Source organism: Saccharibacillus sp. JS10 (assembly GCF_024436065.1).
GTDB lineage: Bacteria > Bacillota > Bacilli > Paenibacillales > Paenibacillaceae > Saccharibacillus.
The window spans coordinates 24044-45178 of sequence record NZ_JANFNS010000009.1; the positions used below are offsets into that span (position 1 = coordinate 24044).

The 21135-nt window shown below is 47.4% G+C and carries 20 protein-coding genes and 1 other annotated feature; all 20 genes read right to left on the bottom strand.

Annotated features, from left to right (window positions below; genetic code table 11):
• Positions 1 to 51: 51 nt before the first annotated feature.
• Positions 52 to 1242 (bottom strand): elongation factor Tu, encoded by a 1191-nt coding sequence (tuf, locus tag NOM90_RS18520; RefSeq protein ID WP_255944157.1) that lies wholly within the window; start codon positions 1240 to 1242, stop codon positions 52 to 54.
• Between the two features lie 100 nt (positions 1243 to 1342).
• Positions 1343 to 3421 (bottom strand): elongation factor G, encoded by a 2079-nt coding sequence (gene fusA / locus NOM90_RS18525; protein WP_255944159.1) that lies wholly within the window; start codon positions 3419 to 3421, stop codon positions 1343 to 1345.
• 48 nt (positions 3422 to 3469) lie between these two features.
• Positions 3470 to 3940, bottom strand: coding sequence for a 30S ribosomal protein S7 (rpsG, locus tag NOM90_RS18530; protein ID WP_018978372.1), 471 nt, complete (start codon positions 3938 to 3940; stop codon positions 3470 to 3472).
• A 46-nt stretch (positions 3941 to 3986) separates the two neighbouring features.
• On the bottom strand, positions 3987 to 4409 hold the full coding sequence (gene rpsL, locus NOM90_RS18535) for a 30S ribosomal protein S12 (RefSeq protein WP_026293957.1): 423 nt from the start codon (positions 4407 to 4409) through the stop codon (positions 3987 to 3989).
• 160 nt (positions 4410 to 4569) lie between these two features.
• The gene (locus tag NOM90_RS18540) at positions 4570 to 4818 is read right to left on the bottom strand and encodes a ribosomal L7Ae/L30e/S12e/Gadd45 family protein (protein WP_255944160.1); all 249 of its coding nucleotides are present in this window, start codon (positions 4816 to 4818) and stop codon (positions 4570 to 4572) included.
• A gap of 156 nt (positions 4819 to 4974) precedes the next feature.
• Positions 4975 to 8589, bottom strand: a complete 3615-nt coding sequence (rpoC, locus tag NOM90_RS18545) for a DNA-directed RNA polymerase subunit beta' (RefSeq protein ID WP_255944161.1) — start codon at positions 8587 to 8589, stop codon at positions 4975 to 4977.
• 40 nt (positions 8590 to 8629) lie between these two features.
• Positions 8630 to 12181, bottom strand: coding sequence for a DNA-directed RNA polymerase subunit beta (gene rpoB / locus NOM90_RS18550; RefSeq protein WP_255944162.1), 3552 nt, complete (start codon positions 12179 to 12181; stop codon positions 8630 to 8632).
• A gap of 450 nt (positions 12182 to 12631) precedes the next feature.
• Complete coding sequence (locus NOM90_RS18555; protein WP_255944164.1) at positions 12632 to 13231, bottom strand: class I SAM-dependent methyltransferase; 600 nt, start codon at positions 13229 to 13231, stop codon at positions 12632 to 12634.
• A gap of 139 nt (positions 13232 to 13370) precedes the next feature.
• Positions 13371 to 13730: a 50S ribosomal protein L7/L12 gene (gene rplL / locus NOM90_RS18560; protein ID WP_255944166.1), complete on the bottom strand. Its 360-nt coding sequence runs from the start codon at positions 13728 to 13730 to the stop codon at positions 13371 to 13373.
• A gap of 147 nt (positions 13731 to 13877) precedes the next feature.
• Positions 13878 to 14384, bottom strand: coding sequence for a 50S ribosomal protein L10 (rplJ, locus tag NOM90_RS18565; protein WP_255944168.1), 507 nt, complete (start codon positions 14382 to 14384; stop codon positions 13878 to 13880).
• A gap of 105 nt (positions 14385 to 14489) precedes the next feature.
• Positions 14490 to 14620, bottom strand: a sequence feature (ribosomal protein L10 leader region).
• Positions 14621 to 14693: 73 nt separating this feature from the next.
• Positions 14694 to 15386 carry a 50S ribosomal protein L1 gene (gene rplA / locus NOM90_RS18570; RefSeq protein ID WP_255944171.1) on the bottom strand — a complete coding sequence of 231 codons (693 nt, stop codon included), beginning with the start codon at positions 15384 to 15386 and terminating at the stop codon, positions 14694 to 14696.
• A gap of 89 nt (positions 15387 to 15475) precedes the next feature.
• Complete coding sequence (gene rplK, locus NOM90_RS18575; RefSeq protein WP_037291610.1) at positions 15476 to 15901, bottom strand: 50S ribosomal protein L11; 426 nt, start codon at positions 15899 to 15901, stop codon at positions 15476 to 15478.
• 23 nt (positions 15902 to 15924) lie between these two features.
• On the bottom strand, positions 15925 to 16458 hold the full coding sequence (nusG, locus tag NOM90_RS18580; RefSeq protein WP_255944172.1) for a transcription termination/antitermination protein NusG: 534 nt from the start codon (positions 16456 to 16458) through the stop codon (positions 15925 to 15927).
• Between the two features lie 24 nt (positions 16459 to 16482).
• Positions 16483 to 16674 carry a preprotein translocase subunit SecE gene (gene secE, locus NOM90_RS18585; protein WP_026293958.1) on the bottom strand — a complete coding sequence of 64 codons (192 nt, stop codon included), beginning with the start codon at positions 16672 to 16674 and terminating at the stop codon, positions 16483 to 16485.
• Between the two features lie 21 nt (positions 16675 to 16695).
• Positions 16696 to 16845 (bottom strand): 50S ribosomal protein L33, encoded by a 150-nt coding sequence (rpmG, locus tag NOM90_RS18590; protein WP_087801972.1) that lies wholly within the window; start codon positions 16843 to 16845, stop codon positions 16696 to 16698.
• A 252-nt stretch (positions 16846 to 17097) separates the two neighbouring features.
• Positions 17098 to 17745, bottom strand: coding sequence for an RNA polymerase sporulation sigma factor SigH (gene sigH / locus NOM90_RS18595; RefSeq protein WP_255944176.1), 648 nt, complete (start codon positions 17743 to 17745; stop codon positions 17098 to 17100).
• Between the two features lie 182 nt (positions 17746 to 17927).
• Positions 17928 to 18449, bottom strand: coding sequence for an NYN domain-containing protein (locus NOM90_RS18600; protein WP_255944177.1), 522 nt, complete (start codon positions 18447 to 18449; stop codon positions 17928 to 17930).
• A gap of 9 nt (positions 18450 to 18458) precedes the next feature.
• The gene (gene rlmB, locus NOM90_RS18605; protein ID WP_255944179.1) at positions 18459 to 19205 is read right to left on the bottom strand and encodes a 23S rRNA (guanosine(2251)-2'-O)-methyltransferase RlmB; all 747 of its coding nucleotides are present in this window, start codon (positions 19203 to 19205) and stop codon (positions 18459 to 18461) included.
• Positions 19206 to 19250: 45 nt separating this feature from the next.
• Positions 19251 to 19718, bottom strand: a complete 468-nt coding sequence (locus tag NOM90_RS18610) for a Mini-ribonuclease 3 (RefSeq protein ID WP_255944181.1) — start codon at positions 19716 to 19718, stop codon at positions 19251 to 19253.
• Position 19719: 1 nt separating this feature from the next.
• Entirely contained in the window at positions 19720 to 21123 is a 1404-nt protein-coding gene (gene cysS / locus NOM90_RS18615) for a cysteine--tRNA ligase (protein ID WP_255944182.1), read from the bottom strand.
• Positions 21124 to 21135 lie beyond the last annotated feature (12 nt).

Genomic DNA, 21135 nt, shown 5'->3' on the forward strand with positions numbered 1-21135 from the left:
TTGTTACTCGTTCCAGTACACTGTTGCTCTATTTAACGGGGTTAGCCGTTATTATTTTTGGATAGAAGCTACTGCGCCTGCGCCTACTGTACGGCCGCCTTCACGAATAGAGAACTTAGTTCCTTCTTCGATAGCGATCGGAGCGATCAGGGAAACAGTTACTTCGATGTTGTCGCCTGGCATTACCATCTCAGCGCCTTCTGGCAAGTTGATGATACCCGTTACGTCAGTTGTACGGAAGTAGAACTGTGGACGGTAACCAGTGAAGAAAGGCTTGTGACGGCCACCTTCTTCTTTAGTCAGAACGTAGATTTGAGCTGTGAATTCAGTGTGCGGTTTAACCGAACCTGGTTTCGACAGAACTTGTCCACGCTCGATTTGCGTACGGTCAACACCACGCAGCAATGCGCCGATGTTGTCGCCAGCTTGAGCGGAATCCATCAATTTACGGAACATTTCTACGCCCGTAACAACGGATTTTTTGGACTCTTCAGCGATACCAACGATTTCAACTTCGTCACCGATTTTAACAGTACCACGCTCGATACGGCCAGTTGCTACTGTACCACGACCAGTGATCGAGAACACGTCCTCGATAGGCATCAAGAAAGGTTTGTCAGTATCGCGCTCTGGAGTTGGGATGTACTCATCGATGATGTTGAACATTTCAACGATTTTTTGAGCCCATTCGCCATCAGGGTTTTGCAGCGCTTCACGAGCAGAACCTTGGATGATTGGAGTGTCGTCGCCTGGGAAGTCATATTCGCTCAACAGGTCACGTACTTCCATTTCAACCAGTTCCAGAAGCTCAGCGTCTTCAACCATGTCGCATTTGTTCAAGAATACAACGATGTAAGGAACGCCTACTTGACGGGAAAGAAGGATGTGTTCGCGAGTTTGTGGCATTGGGCCGTCAGCTGCGGATACAACCAGGATCGCTCCGTCCATTTGTGCCGCGCCAGTGATCATGTTTTTAACATAGTCGGCGTGACCTGGGCAGTCTACGTGTGCGTAGTGACGAGCTGGAGTTTCGTATTCTACGTGAGCTGTAGAGATTGTGATACCACGTTCTCTTTCTTCTGGAGCTTTGTCGATTTGGTCAAACGCGATTGCAGCACCACCATAAGTCTTCGACAGAACAGTTGTGATTGCAGCAGTCAGAGTTGTTTTACCATGGTCGACGTGACCGATTGTACCAATGTTAACGTGCGGCTTATTACGTTCGAATTTAGCTTTTGCCATTTGAAACAGTTCCTCCTTCATATAGGAAAATTATTGGGTAAAACTCAATCCGAATGATGATGCCTCGTAAGACCTCATCATTCGGCGGTGAAAACGGAGATTATTCCCCTGCTTTCGTTTTCGATACGATTTCTTCAGCGATGCTCTTCGGAACTTCTTCGTAATGAGAAAGTTCCATCGAGAATACGCCGCGTCCTTGCGTACCCGAACGCAGAGTCGTCGAGTATCCGAACATTTCGGACAGAGGCACCTTAGCACGGATAATTTGAGCACCGCTGCGGGAATCCATACCTTCGATACGGCCGCGGCGAGAGTTCAGCATACCCATAACGTCGCCCATGTATTCCTCAGGCACGGTTACTTCGACTTTCATGATTGGCTCAAGCAGGACAGGCTTACATTTCTCTTTCGCTGCTTTAAGCGCCATCGAACCTGCGATTTTAAACGCCATTTCGTTGGAATCGACATCATGGTAAGAGCCGTCGACGATTGTCGCTTTAACGTCTACCAGCGGGAAGCCCGCGATAACGCCGCTCTTCATTTGTTCTTCGATACCAGCAAGCGCAGGTTGGATATATTCACGAGGAACAGAACCACCGACAACTTTACTTTCGAATTGGCTACCAGTACCCGGCTCCAGCGGTTCGAATTCAACCCATACGTGACCGTATTGACCACGACCACCGGATTGACGAACGAACTTGCCTTCTACACGAGCTGGTTGACGGAAAGTTTCGCGGTAAGCAACCTGTGGTTTACCCACGTTGGTTTCTACTTTGAATTCCCGACGCATACGGTCGATGATGATATCAAGGTGGAGTTCACCCATACCAGCCAGAATCGTCTGACCTGTTTCTTCGTCTGTATGAGCACGAAGAGTTGGGTCTTCCTCAGTGAGCTTACCTAATGCTACGCCCATCTTATCTTGGTCAGCCTTAGTTTTCGGCTCAACCGCGATCTCGATAACCGGATCAGGGAAGTTCATCGATTCCAGAATAACTGGGCTCTTCTCATCACACAGTGTATCACCTGTACCTGTATCTTTCAAACCAACAGCTGCCGCGATATCACCGGAGTAAACTACGCTGATTTCTTGACGGCTGTTCGCGTGCATTTGCAGGATACGGCCGATACGCTCACGTTTGCCTTTCGTTGCATTCAGTACATACGAACCGGATTGAAGAACACCGGAGTATACACGGAAGAACGTCAGTTTACCTACGTAAGGGTCTGTCATGATTTTAAATGCCAATGCCGAGAACGGCTCTTCATCCGAAGAATGACGAATCGCTTCCGTACCGTCTTCAAGTGTACCTTGAATCGCAGCTACGTCTACTGGTGCTGGCAGGTAATCGATAACAGCGTCCAACATAAGTTGAACCCCTTTGTTTTTGTAGGAAGATCCACAGATTACTGGGAAGATCTTAACGTCTACTACACCTTTACGAAGAGCTGCTTTGAGCTCGTCGATGGAGATTTCTTCTCCTTCAAGGTATTTCATCATCAATTCTTCGTCCAGTTCTGCAACTTTCTCTACCAGTTCTGCACGTAATTCTTCAACTTGAGCTTTGAACTCTTCAGGCACGTCAACGACTTCGATGTTTTGACCGAGATCGTCTTTGTACATGTGAGCTTTTTGCTCAACCAAGTCAATGATACCTACGAAGTCGTTTTCTGCGCCGATTGGAAGCTGAATCGCTACCGCATTGGCTTGAAGACGCTCGCCCATATCTTTAACTACGTTGAGGAAGTCCGCACCGATGATGTCCATTTTGTTGACGTAAGCGATCCGAGGAACGCCATAACGGTCAGCCTGTCTCCATACGGTTTCCGACTGAGGCTCTACGCCTTCTTTGGCACTGAATACGCCTACTGCCCCGTCCAATACACGAAGGGAACGTTCAACTTCAACTGTGAAGTCAACGTGTCCCGGAGTATCGATGATATTGACGCGGTAACCTTTCCATTGAGCGGTCGTAGCAGCGGAAGTGATTGTAATTCCGCGCTCTTGCTCCTGCTCCATCCAGTCCATTGTCGCAGCACCTTCGTGAACTTCACCGATTTTGTGCGTAATGCCTGTGTAGAACAGAATCCGTTCTGTGGTAGTCGTTTTACCCGCGTCGATATGCGCCATGATACCGATGTTACGTGTATTTTTCAAGGAGAACTCTCTTGCCATGAATGGGAACTCCCTTCAAAATTCAGTATTGGTTACTAAGCCGAAATCCTACCAGCGGTAGTGTGCAAACGCTTTGTTCGCTTCAGCCATTTTGTGTGTGTCTTCGCGTTTTTTCACAGATGCGCCAGTGTTGTTCGAAGCATCGATGATTTCTGCAGCCAGACGTTCTTCCATAGTCTTCTCGCCGCGATTGCGGGAGTAGTTTACGAGCCAACGGAGACCGAGAGCTGTACGTCTTTCTGGTTTAACTTCGATCGGCACTTGATAGTTAGCGCCGCCTACACGACGAGCTTTAACTTCAAGAACTGGCATAATGTTTTTGATTGCAGCTTCAAATACTTCCATCGGGTCGTTGCCCGTACGTTCTTGAATCAATTTGAACGAGTTGTAAAGGATGTTTTGAGCTACACCGCGTTTACCGTCGATCATGATGCGGTTGATCAGACGAGTAACCAGTTTGCTGTTGTACACCGGATCCGGCAGTACGTCTCTTTTGGTAACTGGACCTTTGCGTGGCATGGATATCCCCCTTTCTCCGATAGTTGAATGTATCTAGACATTCAAATTAGTTTTTCTTTTCTTTTGGACGCTTAGCGCCGTATTTCGAACGGGCTTGCATACGTCCGTTTACACCTGCAGTATCAAGAGCACCGCGAACGATGTGGTAACGTACACCCGCTAAGTCTTTTACACGACCGCCACGAACCAGCACGACGCTGTGTTCTTGCAAGTTGTGTCCGATACCCGGAATGTAAGCAGTAACCTCGATACGGTTCGTCAAACGAACACGGGCATACTTACGAAGCGCGGAGTTCGGTTTACGTGGAGTCATTGTACCTACACGAGTGCAAACACCGCGTTTTTGCGGAGCGCTCAAGTTAGTTTCTTCACGTTTCAGTGCGTTGAAACCCTTTTGCAGAGCTGGGGATTTCGACTTCACGACTTTTGCTTGACGTCCTTTACGGACGAGTTGGTTAATAGTTGGCATTTTCATTGCCACCCCCTTCCTAGTATTGGTAGACATCCTTGTTACGAACCACTTTTCAAGTCCACAGACCCAGGTGGTTCATAAAAGAACAAATGAAAGTTCTTGCCCCAAGCGCTACACGCTCTTGAAACAAAAACGTTCTCACACAGTTATGTCTTTCTCACTTCAGAACCGCAACCATCGCCGCGCCGACTTCGATTCCACAAGCCTTACCAAGCTCTCGCATCGTTTCGACTTGAGTGATCTTCAGATCGGACTTTGCACACAACGATGTGATCTTTGCGATCATCCGCTGGTCTGCGTCCATGGCTACATAAACTTCAGAAGCTTCTCCAAGTTCAACCGCTCTAACGGTCTGCTTGGTGCCGATTTTAACATGAGCATCCTGAAGTCCTTTGTCATTAGACATTCGGCATATCCTCCAAAAGACAGGATTAGTACAACCTGCTCACGCACCTTTGCTATATTAGCATCTGGCAGAGAGGTATGTCAAGCAAAGAATGACAGGGCTTGGAGAAAGAATTCTCTTTCTCGCCGCCCTGGTTCTTTAATTACCTTTATAACCTTATTCGGTCGTTACAGGCTCCATCGATTCTTCTCCGTTATCTGCGCCTTCCGGCTCTTCAAAGCGGACATTACGGTAACGACTCATACCTGTACCGGCAGGAATCAGTTTACCGATCAAGACGTTTTCTTTCAAGCCCAGCAATTGGTCGACTTTACCCTTGATTGCTGCGTCTGTAAGAACGCGCGTTGTTTCTTGGAACGATGCAGCTGACAAGAACGAATCAGTTTCCAAAGATGCTTTTGTGATACCGAGCAGGATTGGTTTAGCAACCGCTGGATCTTTACCACTCAAGATGACATCTTTGTTCGCTTTTTCGTATTCGTGAATTTCCACGAACGATCCTGGCAACAACGTTGTTTCTCCGGCATCAACGATACGGATTTTGCGAAGCATTTGACGAATCATAACTTCGACGTGTTTATCGTTGATTTCTACGCCTTGGTTCCGGTATACGCGCTGAACTTCCTGAAGGATATAGTTCTGCACGCCGCGGATACCTTTGATGCGCAGCATTTCTTTAGGGTCGATCGAACCATCTGTCAGTTCATCCCCAGCTTCAATCGTCATCCCTTCACGTACACGTAAACGGGAACCGTAAGTGACGGAGTACGTTTTGCTTTCGGCTTCGCCTTCCACTTCGATCTCGCGACGGTCTTTCGCTTCGCGGATCTCTTTTACCACGCCATCGATTTCACTGATCGTTGCTTGACCTTTAGGGTTACGAGCTTCGAACAATTCTTGGATACGCGGCAAACCTTGTGTGATGTCGTCGCCGGCAACGCCGCCGGTATGGAACGTACGCATTGTAAGCTGTGTTCCTGGCTCACCGATCGATTGTGCAGCGATGATGCCGACTGCTTCACCAATCTCAACGTGTTTGCCTGTTGCAAGGTTTCGTCCGTAACATTTCTTACATACGCCATGACGAGCACGGCAGCTAAGTACAGAACGAATTTGCAGTTTTTCAACGCCAGCGTTTACGATTTCTTCGGCTTTGTCAGACGTAATCAATTCATTGCGAGTCGCAATGATTTCTTTTGTCTCCGGATGACGTACTGTTTCGAAGCAGTAACGCCCTTCAATACGGTCATACAGGTCTTCGATAACCTCTTTACCGTCTTGAATCCGGCTAACCATAAAGCCTTTATCTGTTCCACAGTCGTCTTCGCGAACGATTACGTCTTGTGCTACGTCTACCAGACGACGAGTCAAGTAACCCGAATCGGCAGTACGAAGTGCTGTATCGGCAAGACCTTTACGCGCACCGTGCGTAGACAAGAAGTATTCGAGGACCGTCAGGCCTTCGCGGAAGTTCGACTTGATTGGGAGCTCGATGATGCGACCCGATGGGTTCGCCATCAGACCACGCATACCGCCCAGCTGGGTGATCTGCGATTTGTTACCGCGGGCTTTCGAATCGACCATCAACATGATGGAGTTATAACGATCCATCGATTTCATCAGAATATCACTGATTTGATCTTTGGCGTGCGACCAGATTTCGATAACACGGTCATAACGTTCTTCGTTCGTAATCAGACCACGACGGTATTGGTTAGTAATAACTGCGACTTTTTTATCGGATTCTTCCATCAGCGCTTTTTTCTCTGGTGGAACGACAACGTCAGACACAGCTACAGTTACACCCGAACGTGTCGAGTATGTGAAACCAAGCTGCTTGATTTCGTCAAGAATCATCGAAGTTTGAGTCGTTTGGTAAACCTCGAAGCAGCGTCCGATGATTTCACCCAGGTACTCTTTACCGATACCTTTTGTTTGTGGTGCATTCATGATGCGATCCGTAACATTTTCACCTTTTTCGTAGATGAAGAAGTCTTCCGCTACGCCGTTAAACAGGTTGGCACGGGTTGCGTCATTGATATACGGGAAGCTTGCCGGGAAGATCTCGTTGAAGATAATCCGACCCACTGTCGTAATCAACATCGCGTTTTGTTGTTTTTCCGAGAAACTTGTTTTGTTCAAAGCTTTAACCGGAATCGCCACGCGAGCGTGGAGTTCGGCTTCATCGCGTTGGTACGCAGATACGGCTTCGTTCACATTACGGAAAATCATCCCTGCGCCTTTACCTTTGTTGTTATCCATCGTCAGATAGTAAGTTCCGAGAACCATATCCTGCGAAGGAGTAACAACCGGTTTACCGTCTTTAGGGTTCAAGATGTTACCCGATGCCAACATCAGAATGCGAGCTTCTGCTTGCGCTTCTGCGGACAACGGAACGTGTACCGCCATTTGGTCACCGTCGAAATCGGCGTTGTAAGCCGTACATACGAGTGGGTGAAGACGAATCGCTTTACCTTCGACCAAAATAGGTTCAAACGCTTGGATACCGAGACGGTGAAGCGTCGGGGCACGGTTCAACAGAACTGGGTGCTCCTTAATCACTTCTTCAAGAACATCCCACACTTCGGCGCTTACGCGCTCGACTTTGCGTTTTGCACTCTTGATGTTGTGAGCAAGACCTTTATTAACCAGCTCTTTCATCACGAAAGGTTTGAACAATTCGAGCGCCATTTCCTTCGGAAGACCACATTGGTACATCTTTAGGTTAGGACCTACGACGATAACGGAACGACCGGAATAATCGACCCGTTTACCGAGCAAGTTCTGACGGAAACGTCCTTGTTTACCTTTCAACATATGGCTGAGCGATTTAAGCGGACGGTTACCCGGACCTGTAACAGGACGACCGCGACGACCGTTGTCGATCAAAGCGTCTACCGCTTCTTGCAACATCCGTTTTTCGTTTTGGACAATGATATCCGGCGCGCCCAGATCAAGCAGTCTTTTCAGACGGTTGTTCCGGTTGATTACGCGGCGATACAGATCGTTCAAGTCGGACGTCGCAAAACGACCGCCGTCGAGCTGTACCATCGGACGCAGTTCCGGTGGAATGACCGGAAGAACGTCAAGAATCATCCAGTCCGGGTTGTTACCCGAACTTTTGAATGCTTCGATGACTTCCAGGCGTTTGATCGCCCGGCTTCTGCGTTGTCCTTGCGTGGTACGAAGTTCCTCTTTGAGGAACTCCAATTCTTTGTCGATGTCCATATCTTGCAGAAGTTTTTTGACTGCTTCCGCACCCATGCCGGCGTGGAATCCGTAACCGTATTTTTCACGGTAGCTACGGTATTCTTTTTCCGACAACAGTTGTTTTCTTTCCAAAGGCGTTTCGCCTGGATCGGTTACAACATAAGATGCGAAGTAGATGACTTCTTCAAGGGAACGTGGCGACATGTCCAGTGCAAGACCCATACGGCTCGGAATACCTTTGAAGTACCAGATATGGGATACCGGAGCTGCAAGCTCGATATGGCCCATGCGTTCGCGGCGAACTTTCGCACGAGTAACTTCGACGCCGCAACGATCGCAGACAACGCCTTTATAACGTACTCGTTTGTATTTGCCGCAATGACATTCCCAGTCTTTCGTCGGTCCGAAGATCTTTTCGCAGAAAAGACCTTCTTTCTCCGGTTTGAGCGTACGATAGTTGATCGTTTCCGGCTTCTTAACTTCACCACGGGACCAAGAACGAATCTTGTCCGGGGAAGCGAGCCCGATCTTGATAAACTCGAAGTTGTTTACATCCAACAAGGAGCAACCCTCCCTATATGCGGTTCCTGATTTTTAAAACTTATTGTTCTGCGCTAACTTCTGAACCTTCAAGATTGAGACCCAGTTTGTCGCTGCCAGTTGGTTCTTCCTCGTCATCCAGTTCTTTCATTTCGATCTCGTTCTCGTCTTCGCCAAGAATCTTGACGTCCATGCCCAAGCTTTGCAGCTCTTTGATTAAGACTTTGAACGCTTCAGGAACGCCTGGTTCCGGAACGTTTTCACCTTTAACGATCGCTTCGTACGTTTTCACGCGGCCGACCACGTCATCGGATTTAACGGTCAAAATTTCTTGCAGGGTATAAGCGGCGCCGTAAGCTTCCAGTGCCCATACTTCCATCTCACCGAAACGTTGTCCGCCGAACTGAGCTTTACCACCCAGCGGCTGTTGCGTAACGAGCGAGTAAGGACCTGTAGAACGGGCGTGGATCTTATCGTCAACCATGTGCGCCAATTTGATCATGTGCATGACGCCGACTGTAACTTCACGCTCGAAGCGTTCGCCAGTACGACCGTCGTAGAGCACGGTTTTACCGTTACGCTGCATGCCGGCTTCTTCCATCGTATCGAATACATCGTACTCGTTCGCTCCGTCAAATACCGGAGTCGCGACGTGAATACCGAGTCGTTGTGCAGCCATGCCCAAGTGAACTTCCAAGATTTGTCCGATGTTCATCCGCGAAGGTACGCCCAGTGGGTTCAATACGATCTGAACTGGCGTGCCATCTGGCAAGAACGGCATATCTTCTTCTGGCATGATACGCGATACGACACCTTTGTTACCGTGACGTCCCGCCATCTTGTCGCCTTGGGAGATTTTACGTTTTTGTGCGATATAAACACGTACCAATTGATTCACACCTGGAGGAAGCTCATCACCGTTTTCACGAGTGAATACTTTAACGTCGACTACGATGCCGTCTGTACCGTGTGGTACACGCAAGGAAGTATCGCGCACTTCGCGAGCTTTCTCGCCGAAGATGGCATGAAGCAAACGTTCTTCCGCTGTCAGTTCGGTTACGCCCTTAGGTGTAACTTTACCCACCAGGATGTCGCCAGCAGCGATTTCCGCGCCGATACGGATAATACCGCGATCGTCGAGGTTTTTCAGTGCTTCTTCGCCGACATTCGGAATATCGCGAGTGATTTCTTCAGGTCCCAGCTTCGTGTCACGTGCATCGGATTCGTATTCTTCGATATGGATCGAAGTGTATACATCTTCTTTAACAAGTTTTTCACTCAGCAAGATGGCATCCTCGTAGTTGTAACCTTCCCAAGTCATGAAGGCTACGACAACGTTGCGCCCAAGTGCCAATTCGCCCATTTCGGTCGAAGGGCCGTCCGCTAGGATGTCGCCTTTTTTCACCCATTCGCCCGCACGTACGATTGGACGTTGGTTGATACACGTTCCTTGGTTAGAACGCATAAATTTGTGTAATTTATGAGTAACCAAGTCGCCTTTGACTTCTTGGCCGTCAACCATTTCAACGCGACGAAGCGTAATTTCGCTAGCCGTCGAACGCTCGATGTAACCATCGTGTTTGGCAACGATACATACACCGGAGTCTTTTGCCGACTTATGCTCCATTCCTGTACCGACAAGCGGTGCTTTAGGAATAAGCAAAGGTACAGCCTGACGCTGCATGTTCGATCCCATCAGTGCGCGGTTGGAGTCATCGTTCTCAAGGAACGGAATGAGCGCCGTCGCGACGGATACGACCTGTTTTGGCGAAACGTCCATATAGTCGACGCGATCACTCGGCATCGGCAGGATGTTGTCCGCCTGTTTGTTGTAACGAACGATTACCATGTCTTCCGCGAAAGAATCATCTTCGGTCAACTGGGCATTTGCCTGAGCGACTACGTAGTTGTCTTCTTCATCGGCTGTCAAGTAATCGATATGCTCGGTTACTTTGTTGGTCTTCGGATCGACGCGACGATAAGGCGCCTCGATGAAGCCATACTCGTTAATCCGCGCGAATGTAGACAAGGAGTTGATCAGACCGATGTTCGGTCCTTCCGGCGTCTCGATCGGGCACATTCTGCCATAGTGACTGGCGTGAACGTCTCGAACTTCGAAACCTGCGCGTTCGCGCGTCAAACCGCCGGGTCCGAGAGCGGACAGACGACGCTTGTGCGTGAGTTCGGCAAGTGGGTTTGTTTGGTCCATGAACTGGGAGAGCTGCGAGCTACCGAAGAACTCCTTAATCGATGCAATCACGGGACGAATGTTGATCAAAGCCTGAGGCGTGATCACGTTCGAATCCTGAATCGACATCCGTTCACGTACAACACGTTCCATACGGGACAAACCAATACGGAATTGGTTTTGCAACAATTCGCCTACAGAACGCAGACGACGGTTACCCAGATGGTCAATATCGTCAGTGTCGCCGATACCGTGCAACAGATCGATGAAGTAGCTGACCGAAGCAAGAATATCTGCTGGTGTGATATTTTTAACCGATTTGTCAATTTGTCCATTGGCGATGATTTTAACAACTTTTCCATCTTCAATAGGAGAAAAGACATCAATCGATTGCATAGGAATATCGTTAGCATCCAAAACGCCACCTGCAACATGATACGTTTTGACGCTGTTTTCGCTTTCCAAGTAAGGCAGAATTTCGTCAAGAAGACGACGGTCTACCATTTGACCTGCTTCTGCAATGATCTCACCTGTTACAGTGTCGACCAAAGTTTCAGCAAGCTTTTGGTTGAACAAGCGGTTTTTGATATGAAGCTTTTTGTTGATCTTATAACGACCTACGTTTGCGAGATCGTATCTCTTTGGATCGAAGAAACGAGCAATCAGCAGGCTTCTTGCATTATCCAACGTAGGTGGTTCACCCGGACGCAGACGCTCGTAGATTTCGATCAAAGCTTTCTCTGTCGAATCCGTGTTGTCTTTGTCTAATGTGTTGCGGATATACTCGTCGTTGCCGAGCAGATCCAGAATTTCGGCATCGCTGCCGAAACCAAGCGCACGAAGCAATACCGTTACCGGAATTTTCCGAGTACGGTCGATTCGAACGTAAATGATGTCTTTCGCATCTGTTTCAAGCTCTAGCCATGCGCCGCGGTTCGGGATGACAGTCGCGCTGTATGCTTTCTTTCCATTTTTGTCTACTTTAGTATTGAAGTAAACACTTGGAGAGCGAACCAACTGACTGACAATAACCCGTTCCGCACCGTTTATGATAAACGTTCCAGTTTCAGTCATCAGCGGGAAGTCACCCATAAATACTTCCTGCTCTTTGACTTCGCCCGTTTCTTTGTTAATCAGGCGGACTTTCACACGAAGTGGCGCCGCGTATGTTACGTCACGCTCTTTGGCATCGTCTGTCGTGTATTTCGGTTCCCCAAGGCTGTAATCGATAAATTCCAAAATCAGATTTCCTGTGAAATCCTGAATCGGCGAAATATCGTGGAACATTTCCCGAAGACCTTCCTCCAAGAACCATTCATAAGATTTTTGCTGAATCTCAATCAGATTCGGAACTTCGAGCACCTCATGAATCCGCGAATAACTCCGCCGAGTGCGTCGACCATATCGAACAAGATGTCCCGTCAACTATACTCACCCCTCAATGTCTACTCAACTTTAAGCACTTTTACGATGAAAAGTACCGAGTTTAAAAATTCCATTGCAGCCCTTCCTTTGAATCACGTATAATGGTTCCAAAGCGGACATACCCCTTACATGCAGAAAAGCCCTTATCGAGTTTATTCGAAAAAAGAGCGGCGCAAGAAGAGGTGCAATCAACAAACTTCACAATATGAAACGTCGCTGCATGTCTTTCAACATGTCGTGAAAAACCCCAGAATAAAAGCGTAACTGCACATCAAAATATGAAGCCCCAAACAAAACCGCCGTTCTTGTGCTGTTTTGTGGAGCTACTCAACATTTTAATATGCTAAAGCCACGTAGGGCATTCTATACTGACATTTTATAACTATAACATCTTCTAAAGGACAGGTCAACCTCTGTGTCGCCTTTGAATCAAAAAAGTTCAAAAGGTCTTTATAGAGCAGCTGTCGCTTTATAAATGCGATAACCTTTATCTTTTGTTACTTCTTCGACTTGTTCAAACAACATTTCAAGCTTCGCTTTCGCCGAAGGCGCTCCCTGCTTTTTCTGAATCACAATCCACAGTGAACCTCCCGGATTCAAGCACTCACTTGCCTGTTCGAACAATCGATGTACCGTTTCTTTTCCTGCACGGATAGGAGGATTAGTAATAATCACATCAAACTTTTGATGCAATACCGATTCCAGCAAATCGCTTTTAAGCGCTTTGGCTTGCGAGATCCCGTTCGACGCTACATTTTCATTAGCCAGTTCGATCGCTCTTTCGTTGACATCCAGCATCGTGATCGACTTCGCGCCCATCAACCCTGCTGCAATCCCAATCGGCCCGTATCCACATCCAACATCCAATACCGAAGACTGCTCTGGAATATCTAAAGCATCAATCAATACTCGACTTCCATAATCCAGACCTTCTTTGGAAAATACACCGGCATCCGTAACTAATCGAACCTTTTGCCCTCGCAGCTCAACTTCAATCGTTTTGCGGTCATGCTTAGCGGTAGGTCGATCCGTGTAGTAATGATCTGACATTTGCTTCAACCCCTTTTTCGTTGATCGAAGACTTACGCACTTTTCCCGACTGTTCGAGATCCGTACCAAATACAAGAAAAGACCCCCGAAGCAGGATAACTTCGAGGGTCTGCCCTGTAGTACTCTTATTGAAAAGAGATTACTTAACTTCTACGGAAGCGCCAGCTTCTTCAAGCTTAGCTTTTACTGCTTCTGCATCTTCTTTAGAAGTTTTTTCTTTGATTGGTTTTGGAGCGTTGTCTACAACTTCTTTCGCTTCTTTCAGGCCAAGACCTGTAATTTCGCGAACAGCTTTGATAACGTTGATTTTCGAAGCGCCAGCGCTTGTCAAAATAACGTCGAACTCGGATTGCTCAGCTTCTACAGCTGCGCCGCCACCTGCTGCTGCTACTGGAGCTGCTGCAGTTACGCCGAATTCTTCTTCGATTGCTTTAACCAGGTCGTTAAGTTCCAATACAGTCATGCCTTTGATGGCTTCAAGGATTTGCTCGTTGCTCATGATTGAACCTCCATTTGGGTATGTGAGATCAGCCGATTAAGGCTGTCAGTTTTGTGAAGCTGGGTGAAAAATTTCGAATATTCAAGCATGCTTGAATATTCGGTCCCTCAAATCGCTTCAGCTCGCATCCGCGATTTTTGGTACTTATTAAGCGCTTTGTTGCTCGTCTTTGTCTGCAACTGCTTTGACTGCCAATGCGAAGTTGCGCATTGGAGCTTGAAGCACGCTGAGAAGCATCGACAGCAAACCTTCGCGTGAAGGCAGGGAAGCCAGTGCTTTCAGTTCGTCAGCACTTACTACGCGTCCTTCAACAACGCCGCCTTTAAGTTCCAGAGCGTCATTCGCTTTTGCGAAATCGTTCAGGATTTTAGCAGGCGCGACAGCGTCTTCTGTACCGAATGCAATTGCAGTCGGGCCAGTCAGAACAGCGTCGAGGTCGCTCAGTTCAGCAGCAGCTGTTGCGCGGCGAACCAACGAGTTTTTCAGAACTTGGAACTCGATGCCAGCTTCGCGAAGCTGTTTACGCAGCTCGGTAACTTGAGCAACGTTCAGACCACGATAGTCGACAACCACGGTCGATACGCTTTCGCGCAGTTTCCCAGCGATTACGTCTACCGACTCTTGTTTGGATTGAATCACTTTTGCGTTAGCCAAATCGTACACCTCCTGTTGAATTGGAGTGAAACGCCGACTTCTCGCTACGGAGAATCCGGTCGCTCCCACTTTTTGCTACATTCAAGTCAAACTTAACGTGCAGCGTATGCAATAAGAAAAGCCTCCGTAGAAGACGGAGGCTTGACGAATCAGCAAAGCTGAAATTCTATCACACACCTCGGTAGGAAATTAAGCCCGAAAGCACCTACTGTCTACGGTAAGCATATTCAAATTTAGCAGACCGTTCAAAAGAACGGAATGAACAACTTCTACAGCTTATCGAAAAAATTAACGAAAGTCAATCTTTTTTTATTTGTACGAAGTTGTGTTAACGCGAACGCTCGGTCCCATCGTTGCGGACACAGCTACGCCTTTCAGGTAAACGCCTTTTGCAGCGGCTGGTTTAGCACGGTTAAGTGCCTCCATCAGTGCTTTCAGGTTTTCGTTTAACTGATCCTCACTGAACGACGCTTTGCCGATCGGTGCATGGATTTGGCCTGCTTTGTCCAGACGGTATTCGATTTTACCAGCCTTGATTTCTTGAACGGCTTTAGTAACGTCGAAAGTAACTGTACCTGCTTTAGGGTTAGGCATAAGGCCTTTACCACCGAGCAGACGACCCAGTTTACCGACTTCGCTCATCATATCAGGCGTTGCTACGCAGACATCAAACTCGAACCAACCTTGTTGGATCTTGTTGATCATATCTTGATCGCCTACGAAGTCAGCTCCAGCAGCTTCCGCTTCTTTCGCTTTTTCGCCTTTTGCAAATACCAATACGCGTTGTGTTTTACCTGTGCCGTGTGGCAAGACAACAACACCACGAACCGCTTGGTCTTGTTTACGTGGGTCTACGCCCAAACGTACTGCTGCTTCGACAGTTTCGTCAAATTTAGCTGTTGCAGTCTTTTTAACAAGACTTACAGCTTCAGCAGGCTCATAAGTTGCTTCGCCGTCAAACAGCTTAGCAGCTTCTACGTATTTTTTACCGTGTTTAGCCATTGTGTATTCCTCCTTTGTGGTGTTAGCGGGTAACCCTCCCACATATGCCGCACCGCCTATAAGGCTCGGCTTTGGACGATGGTCAAGAATTAGTCTTGAATCGTGATGCCCATACTACGAGCAGTACCTTCAACCATACGCATAGCAGACTCTACGTTTGCAGCGTTAAGGTCAGGCATTTTTTGTTCAGCGATTTGGCGAACCGTATCGCGGTTAACTGTTGCTACTTTCTTCTTGTTCGGTTCACCCGAACCTTTTTCGATCTTCGCAGCGACGCGCAGAAGAACTGCTGCCGGCGGAGTTTTCGTGATGAAAGTAAACGAACGGTCTTCAAATACAGAGATCTCAACTGGAATGATCAGACCTGCTTGATCAGCTGTGCGAGCATTGAATTCTTTACAGAATGCCATGATGTTCACACCTGCTTGACCCAGTGCTGGACCTACTGGAGGCGCCGGGTTAGCTTTACCTGCTGGAATTTGAAGTTTCACCATTTTAATGACTTTCTTTGCCATTGAGAAACACCTCCTTGCGTTAATTAAATCTTCTCGACTTGTGTGTAATCCAATTCAAGCGGTGTCTCACGCCCGAACATGTTGACGTGAACCTTAAGTTTACTTTTATCAAGCAGAATTTCTTCCACTGTTCCGACAAAGTTTGCAAAAGGACCCACTTTGATGCGTACGGATTCCTTCAGATCGAATTCGATCTTCGGTTTCGGTTCATTCATGCCCATATGCTTCAGAATTTGTTCTACCTCTTCCGGAAGCAAAGCTGTCGGCTTAGAACCAGCACCCGTTGAACCTACGAATCCCGTTACTCCTGGTGTGTTGCGAACAACGTACCAAGAATCATCGGTTTGAACCATTTCGACCAAGACATATCCCGGATAGACCTTACGCATGACGGTTTTTTTCTTACCGTCTTTGTCGACCACTTCTTCTTCCATAGGAACAAGAACCCGGAAAATCTTGTCTTCCATGCCCATAGATTCTACGCGTTTTTCCAAATTGGCTTTGACTTTGTTCTCATACCCTGAATAGGTATGAACGACGTACCATCTTTTTTCCATATCAAGCCACCTACAGGCCTTTCCTTAAATTATCGCTTCAATCGCATAGGAGAGTCCAATGTCGATTACCCAAAAGAATACAGCCATCACAACAATAGTGCCCAAGACCACAAGCGTGTAATTGGTCAGTTCTTTGCGATTGGGCCAGCGAACCTTTTTAAGTTCAGCCCAGCTTTCGGAGAAAAAGGAAAACATAGACTTGAAGCTTTTTTTCACGCCTACGACACCTCCAACTAACTATCTGGTTTCGCGATGAGGAGTTTGCGAGTTACAATACTTGCAATACTTCTTCATCTCCATGCGGTCAGGGTGATTACGTTTGTTTTTCATCGTTGTATAGTTGCGTTGTTTGCATTGCGTACACGCCAACGTGATAATAACCCGCATAGAATTACACCTCCCGAAGATATTCTTCAGTGAAGAAGAACTCGTATTGAGCCTAAAATCATGATTTTAGGCCTACCTAAAACACTCTAGCATAGCTGGTATAGACTGTCAACGAAAAACGTTGAGCTGACGCGCTTTTTTATTGCATTTGTAAAAGACAGAAAAAAGACCCCGTTTCCGGAGTCTTTGGCTTATATCTGTTATTTTCAAAAAGAACGATTACTCTTATGTAACGGAGTCACAGTCGTCTTTTCAAATCTGATCCCGAAGTTCCAAATACCGCTCCAACTTACGCTTGACCCGTTGCAGAGCGTTATCGATTGATTTGACATGACGCTGCAAATCGACTGCGATTTCTTGATACGAACGTCCGTCTAAATACAACATCAACACTTGCCGTTCCAGTTCACTCAAAATCTCCGACATCTTATCTTCCAAACCACTGAACTCTTCGCGATTAATGACCAGCTCTTCCGGATCGGAAGCTTGCGATACACAAATCACATCAAGTAACGTACGGTCTGAATCTTCTTCGTAGATAGGCTTATCAAGCGACACGTAAGAATTAAGCGGAATATGCTTCTGTCTGGTTGCGGTCTTGATCGCCGTAATAATCTGACGAGTGATGCATAGTTCGGCGAACGCCTTAAACGAAGACAACTTATCGCCTCGGAAATCTCGAATCGCTTTGTACAAACCGATCATGCCTTCTTGGATGATGTCTTCGCGATCCGCTCCAATAAGAAAATAAGAACGAGCTTTGGCACGGACAAAGTTCCGATACTTATTGATCAGATATTCCAATGCTTCGCTATCGCTGACACGAACTGCTTCCACAAGTTCTTCATCGCTCTGGAAATCGTAAGGTGAAACGACAATTTCTTTGAGATCTACACTCACCAGCAATCCCTCCGGCCGCGGCGCAAGTTACGAGCCTGTTGTAAAAGTTAGCCCAAGTATATATTATGTCACCTTACACCGTCAACCGAATTATATCCAAAAAAGGGATGCTGTTACGAATCGATCGCTTTTGTATAACCAGTTAAAAGAAAACGTTTACTTTTTTGCCACATGAATAAGCTTTATTGTCGGCGCCAACGTTCAAACGTTCGAAGTTGTTCTGGCGTTAATTTGCCGTCGATTGTATTGCGACCTCCGCGTTGTACTTGCTCGGCTATCCGTTTGCTGATCTCTCGTTCGCTTTGTTCCACTTCAACCAAAAGTTCAAGTGCAGGGACCCGAAGCGCCCCTTGGGCAAAAGCTACGCTTTGTTCAACGAAGTCGCTGGTTGCCACGTACACGCGCCGACGCTTGCCGCCCAATTGACCCGCAAAACGCTCAATCACTTCGTCTGCCGTTTCTTTTTCTTTCGTAAAATAAATCTCGACTCCGCTTTGCTCGAACGATTTCCCTTTACCGGGAACCCGGTACGCATCGAATACCGCGATTACCCGCCGTCCTGTGAACGCTTGGTAATCTGCCAAACGTTCCAGTAATCGATCGCGAGCTTCATTCATATCCAATTGCGAAAGCGACGCAAGTTCCGGCCAAGCTCCGATCATGTTGTATCCGTCTACCAGAAGCACATCCCGCAAATCGGCCATCGCGCAACTCTACTTTCTGCCGCTGCGCTGGCGCAGCACTTCATACATAACGACTCCTGCCGCTACGGAAGCATTAAGTGAATTGATTTTTCCTTGCATCGGAAGTTTGATCAATACATCGCATTTTTCACGAACCAGACGTCCCATACCTTCGCCTTCGTTTCCGATCACAAGCGCAAGCGGTCCTTTGAACACGTCGGTATCGTAGATTTCACCTTCGGCGCGCACGTCTGTACCTGCAATCCATACGCCAGCTTCTTTTAACTTTTCCATCGTTTGTGCCAAATTCGTAACGCGCGCTACCGGGACATACTCTGCCGCTCCAGCACTTGTTTTCGACACGGTTGCATTGACCTGCGCAGAACGGCGCTTCGGAATAATCACACCGTGTACGCCTGTGCAGTCTGCGGTACGCAAGATTGAACCCAAGTTATGCGGATCTTCAATCTCATCCAAAATAATCAAAAACGGATCTTCGTCTTTTGCTGCGGCTGCCGCAAGCAAATCTTCAACTTCCGCATAGACAAAAGGTGCAGCTTGAGCGACAACGCCTTGATGTTGAATTCCCGGCACCATTGTATCGAGTTTACGTTTGTCTGCTGTCTGTACGATGACGCCTCTGTTTTTGGCTTCATTCAGAATCGGCTGCATTTGTTTTTGCTGCGTGCCTTCCGCAATCCAAATTTTATTAATACTTCTTCCGGCTTTCAGCGCTTCGGTGACCGAATGCTTACCGGCAATCAATTCTTCTTCCATTGGATAACTCCCTTTCTCCTTGCAATCCTTGATTGAATCTTTTATTTATTCTGGTTTGGGTTGTTCGTTGTCTTCGGGTTGCAGTCCTTGATGAATCAATTCTTCCAACCGTGACATTTTGCCGCTGTAATATAAGTACCCAACTAAACACTCTAATGCTGTCGCATGTCGATAATCCATCACATCTGCATTTTTGGGTACAGAACCGGACTTCGCATTTCGTCCGCGGCGAACGATATCGGCTTCTTCTTCTGTGAGCAGCGATTCCCACCGAAACAGCATTTTAGCTTGCGCACCTGCCGAGACCAACTTCGTCGCTTCACGATGCAAATAATGAGGTCTTAAGTTAGCATGCCCGATTAAATATTGACGGATTGCCACTTCAAAAATCGCGTCTCCGATATAGGCAAGAACGAGTGGCGGCAACAGCCCCGGAGGCTTGGACGGTGGATAATCGAAAAATAATGGGCTTATTTTCGGTTCCAATTGACCTTCTTGTTCGTGTTCGGTCATCTTATTTTCTCCGCCATCTCATGCCTTGCTGCGTATCTTCAAGTACGATGCCGCGCTCTGCCAGCAGATCACGAATTTCATCGGAGCGACTCCAATTTTTTTGTTTACGGGCTTCGACGCGTTCGGCGATCAATGCTTCGACTTCTTCATCAAGCAATTCCGTACCCGGCTCGCTTGCAACGCGCAGCACTTTATTCATTTTACGGAATGTGTCTAACAAAGCTTGCAAGTCCGCTTTAATCACGACTTCTTCACGGAGTACAAGGTTCGCTTCGTTCACCCATTCAAAAATAGCGGTCACCGCATCCGGTGTATTGAAGTCATCGTCCATTTTTGCATAAAAGTCTTGAAGAACGGTATCCAGCTTCGTATTCAGCTCGGCATTGACTTGACCGTTACCTTCTGTTGCCGCCCCGAGGCGGTGGTGAATCGAAGCTAACGCATTTTCTACGCGCTCTACGCTATTAAGTGCTTGCTGCATATTGTCTGCGCTGAAATTAAGCGGGTTGCGATAGTGTGTTGACAATACGAAATAACGCAGCGCTTCTTTTTTGTATCGTTTACGCAAGTCTTGAACCGTAATCCCGTTTCCGAGCGACTTGGACATTTTTTCATTATCGATATTGACGTAACCGTTGTGCATCCAGTAGTTGGAGAGCGCATGACCGCTCAAAGATTCCGATTGCGCAATCTCGCATTCATGGTGCGGGAACTGCAAATCTTGTCCGCCGCCGTGAATATCCAGTGTATCGCCAAGGTAACGACGCGCCATCGCCGAGCATTCGATATGCCAGCCCGGGCGTCCGGGTCCCCAAGGGCTTTCCCAAAAAATCTCGCCCGGTTTTGCGCCTTTCCAGAGCACAAAGTCTTCCTGGCTTTCTTTACGCGCATCGACTTCGATCCGGATTCCGAATTGAAGTTGTTCCAAGTTTTGACGCGACAATTTTCCGTAAGGCTCAAAACTCGAAGTCCGGAAATAAACATCGCCGCTGCTTGGATAAGCATGACCACGATCCACCAGCTCACCGATAAACGATACAATATCGTCCATGTTTTCCGTTACGCGAGGATTTAAAGTTGCCTTTTCAACACCGAGACCTTCCAAGTCTTCATAATACGCTTCGATAAACTTTTCTGCGACTTCAGGCACGGTCGTATTCATCGCTTCCGCTTTACGGATCAATTTGTCGTCGACATCGGTAAAGTTCACGACGTAGTTGACCTCATATCCGCGATCTTCCAAATAAGCTCTTACCACGTCAAAAAAGATCACGGGACGCGCGTTACCGATATGGATGTAGTCGTATACGGTTGGACCGCACACATACATATTCACTTTGTCCGGGGTTACCGGTACAAACTTTTCTTTTTCTCTTGTCATCGTATTATAAATTTGTAACGTCATTTTCCACATTCC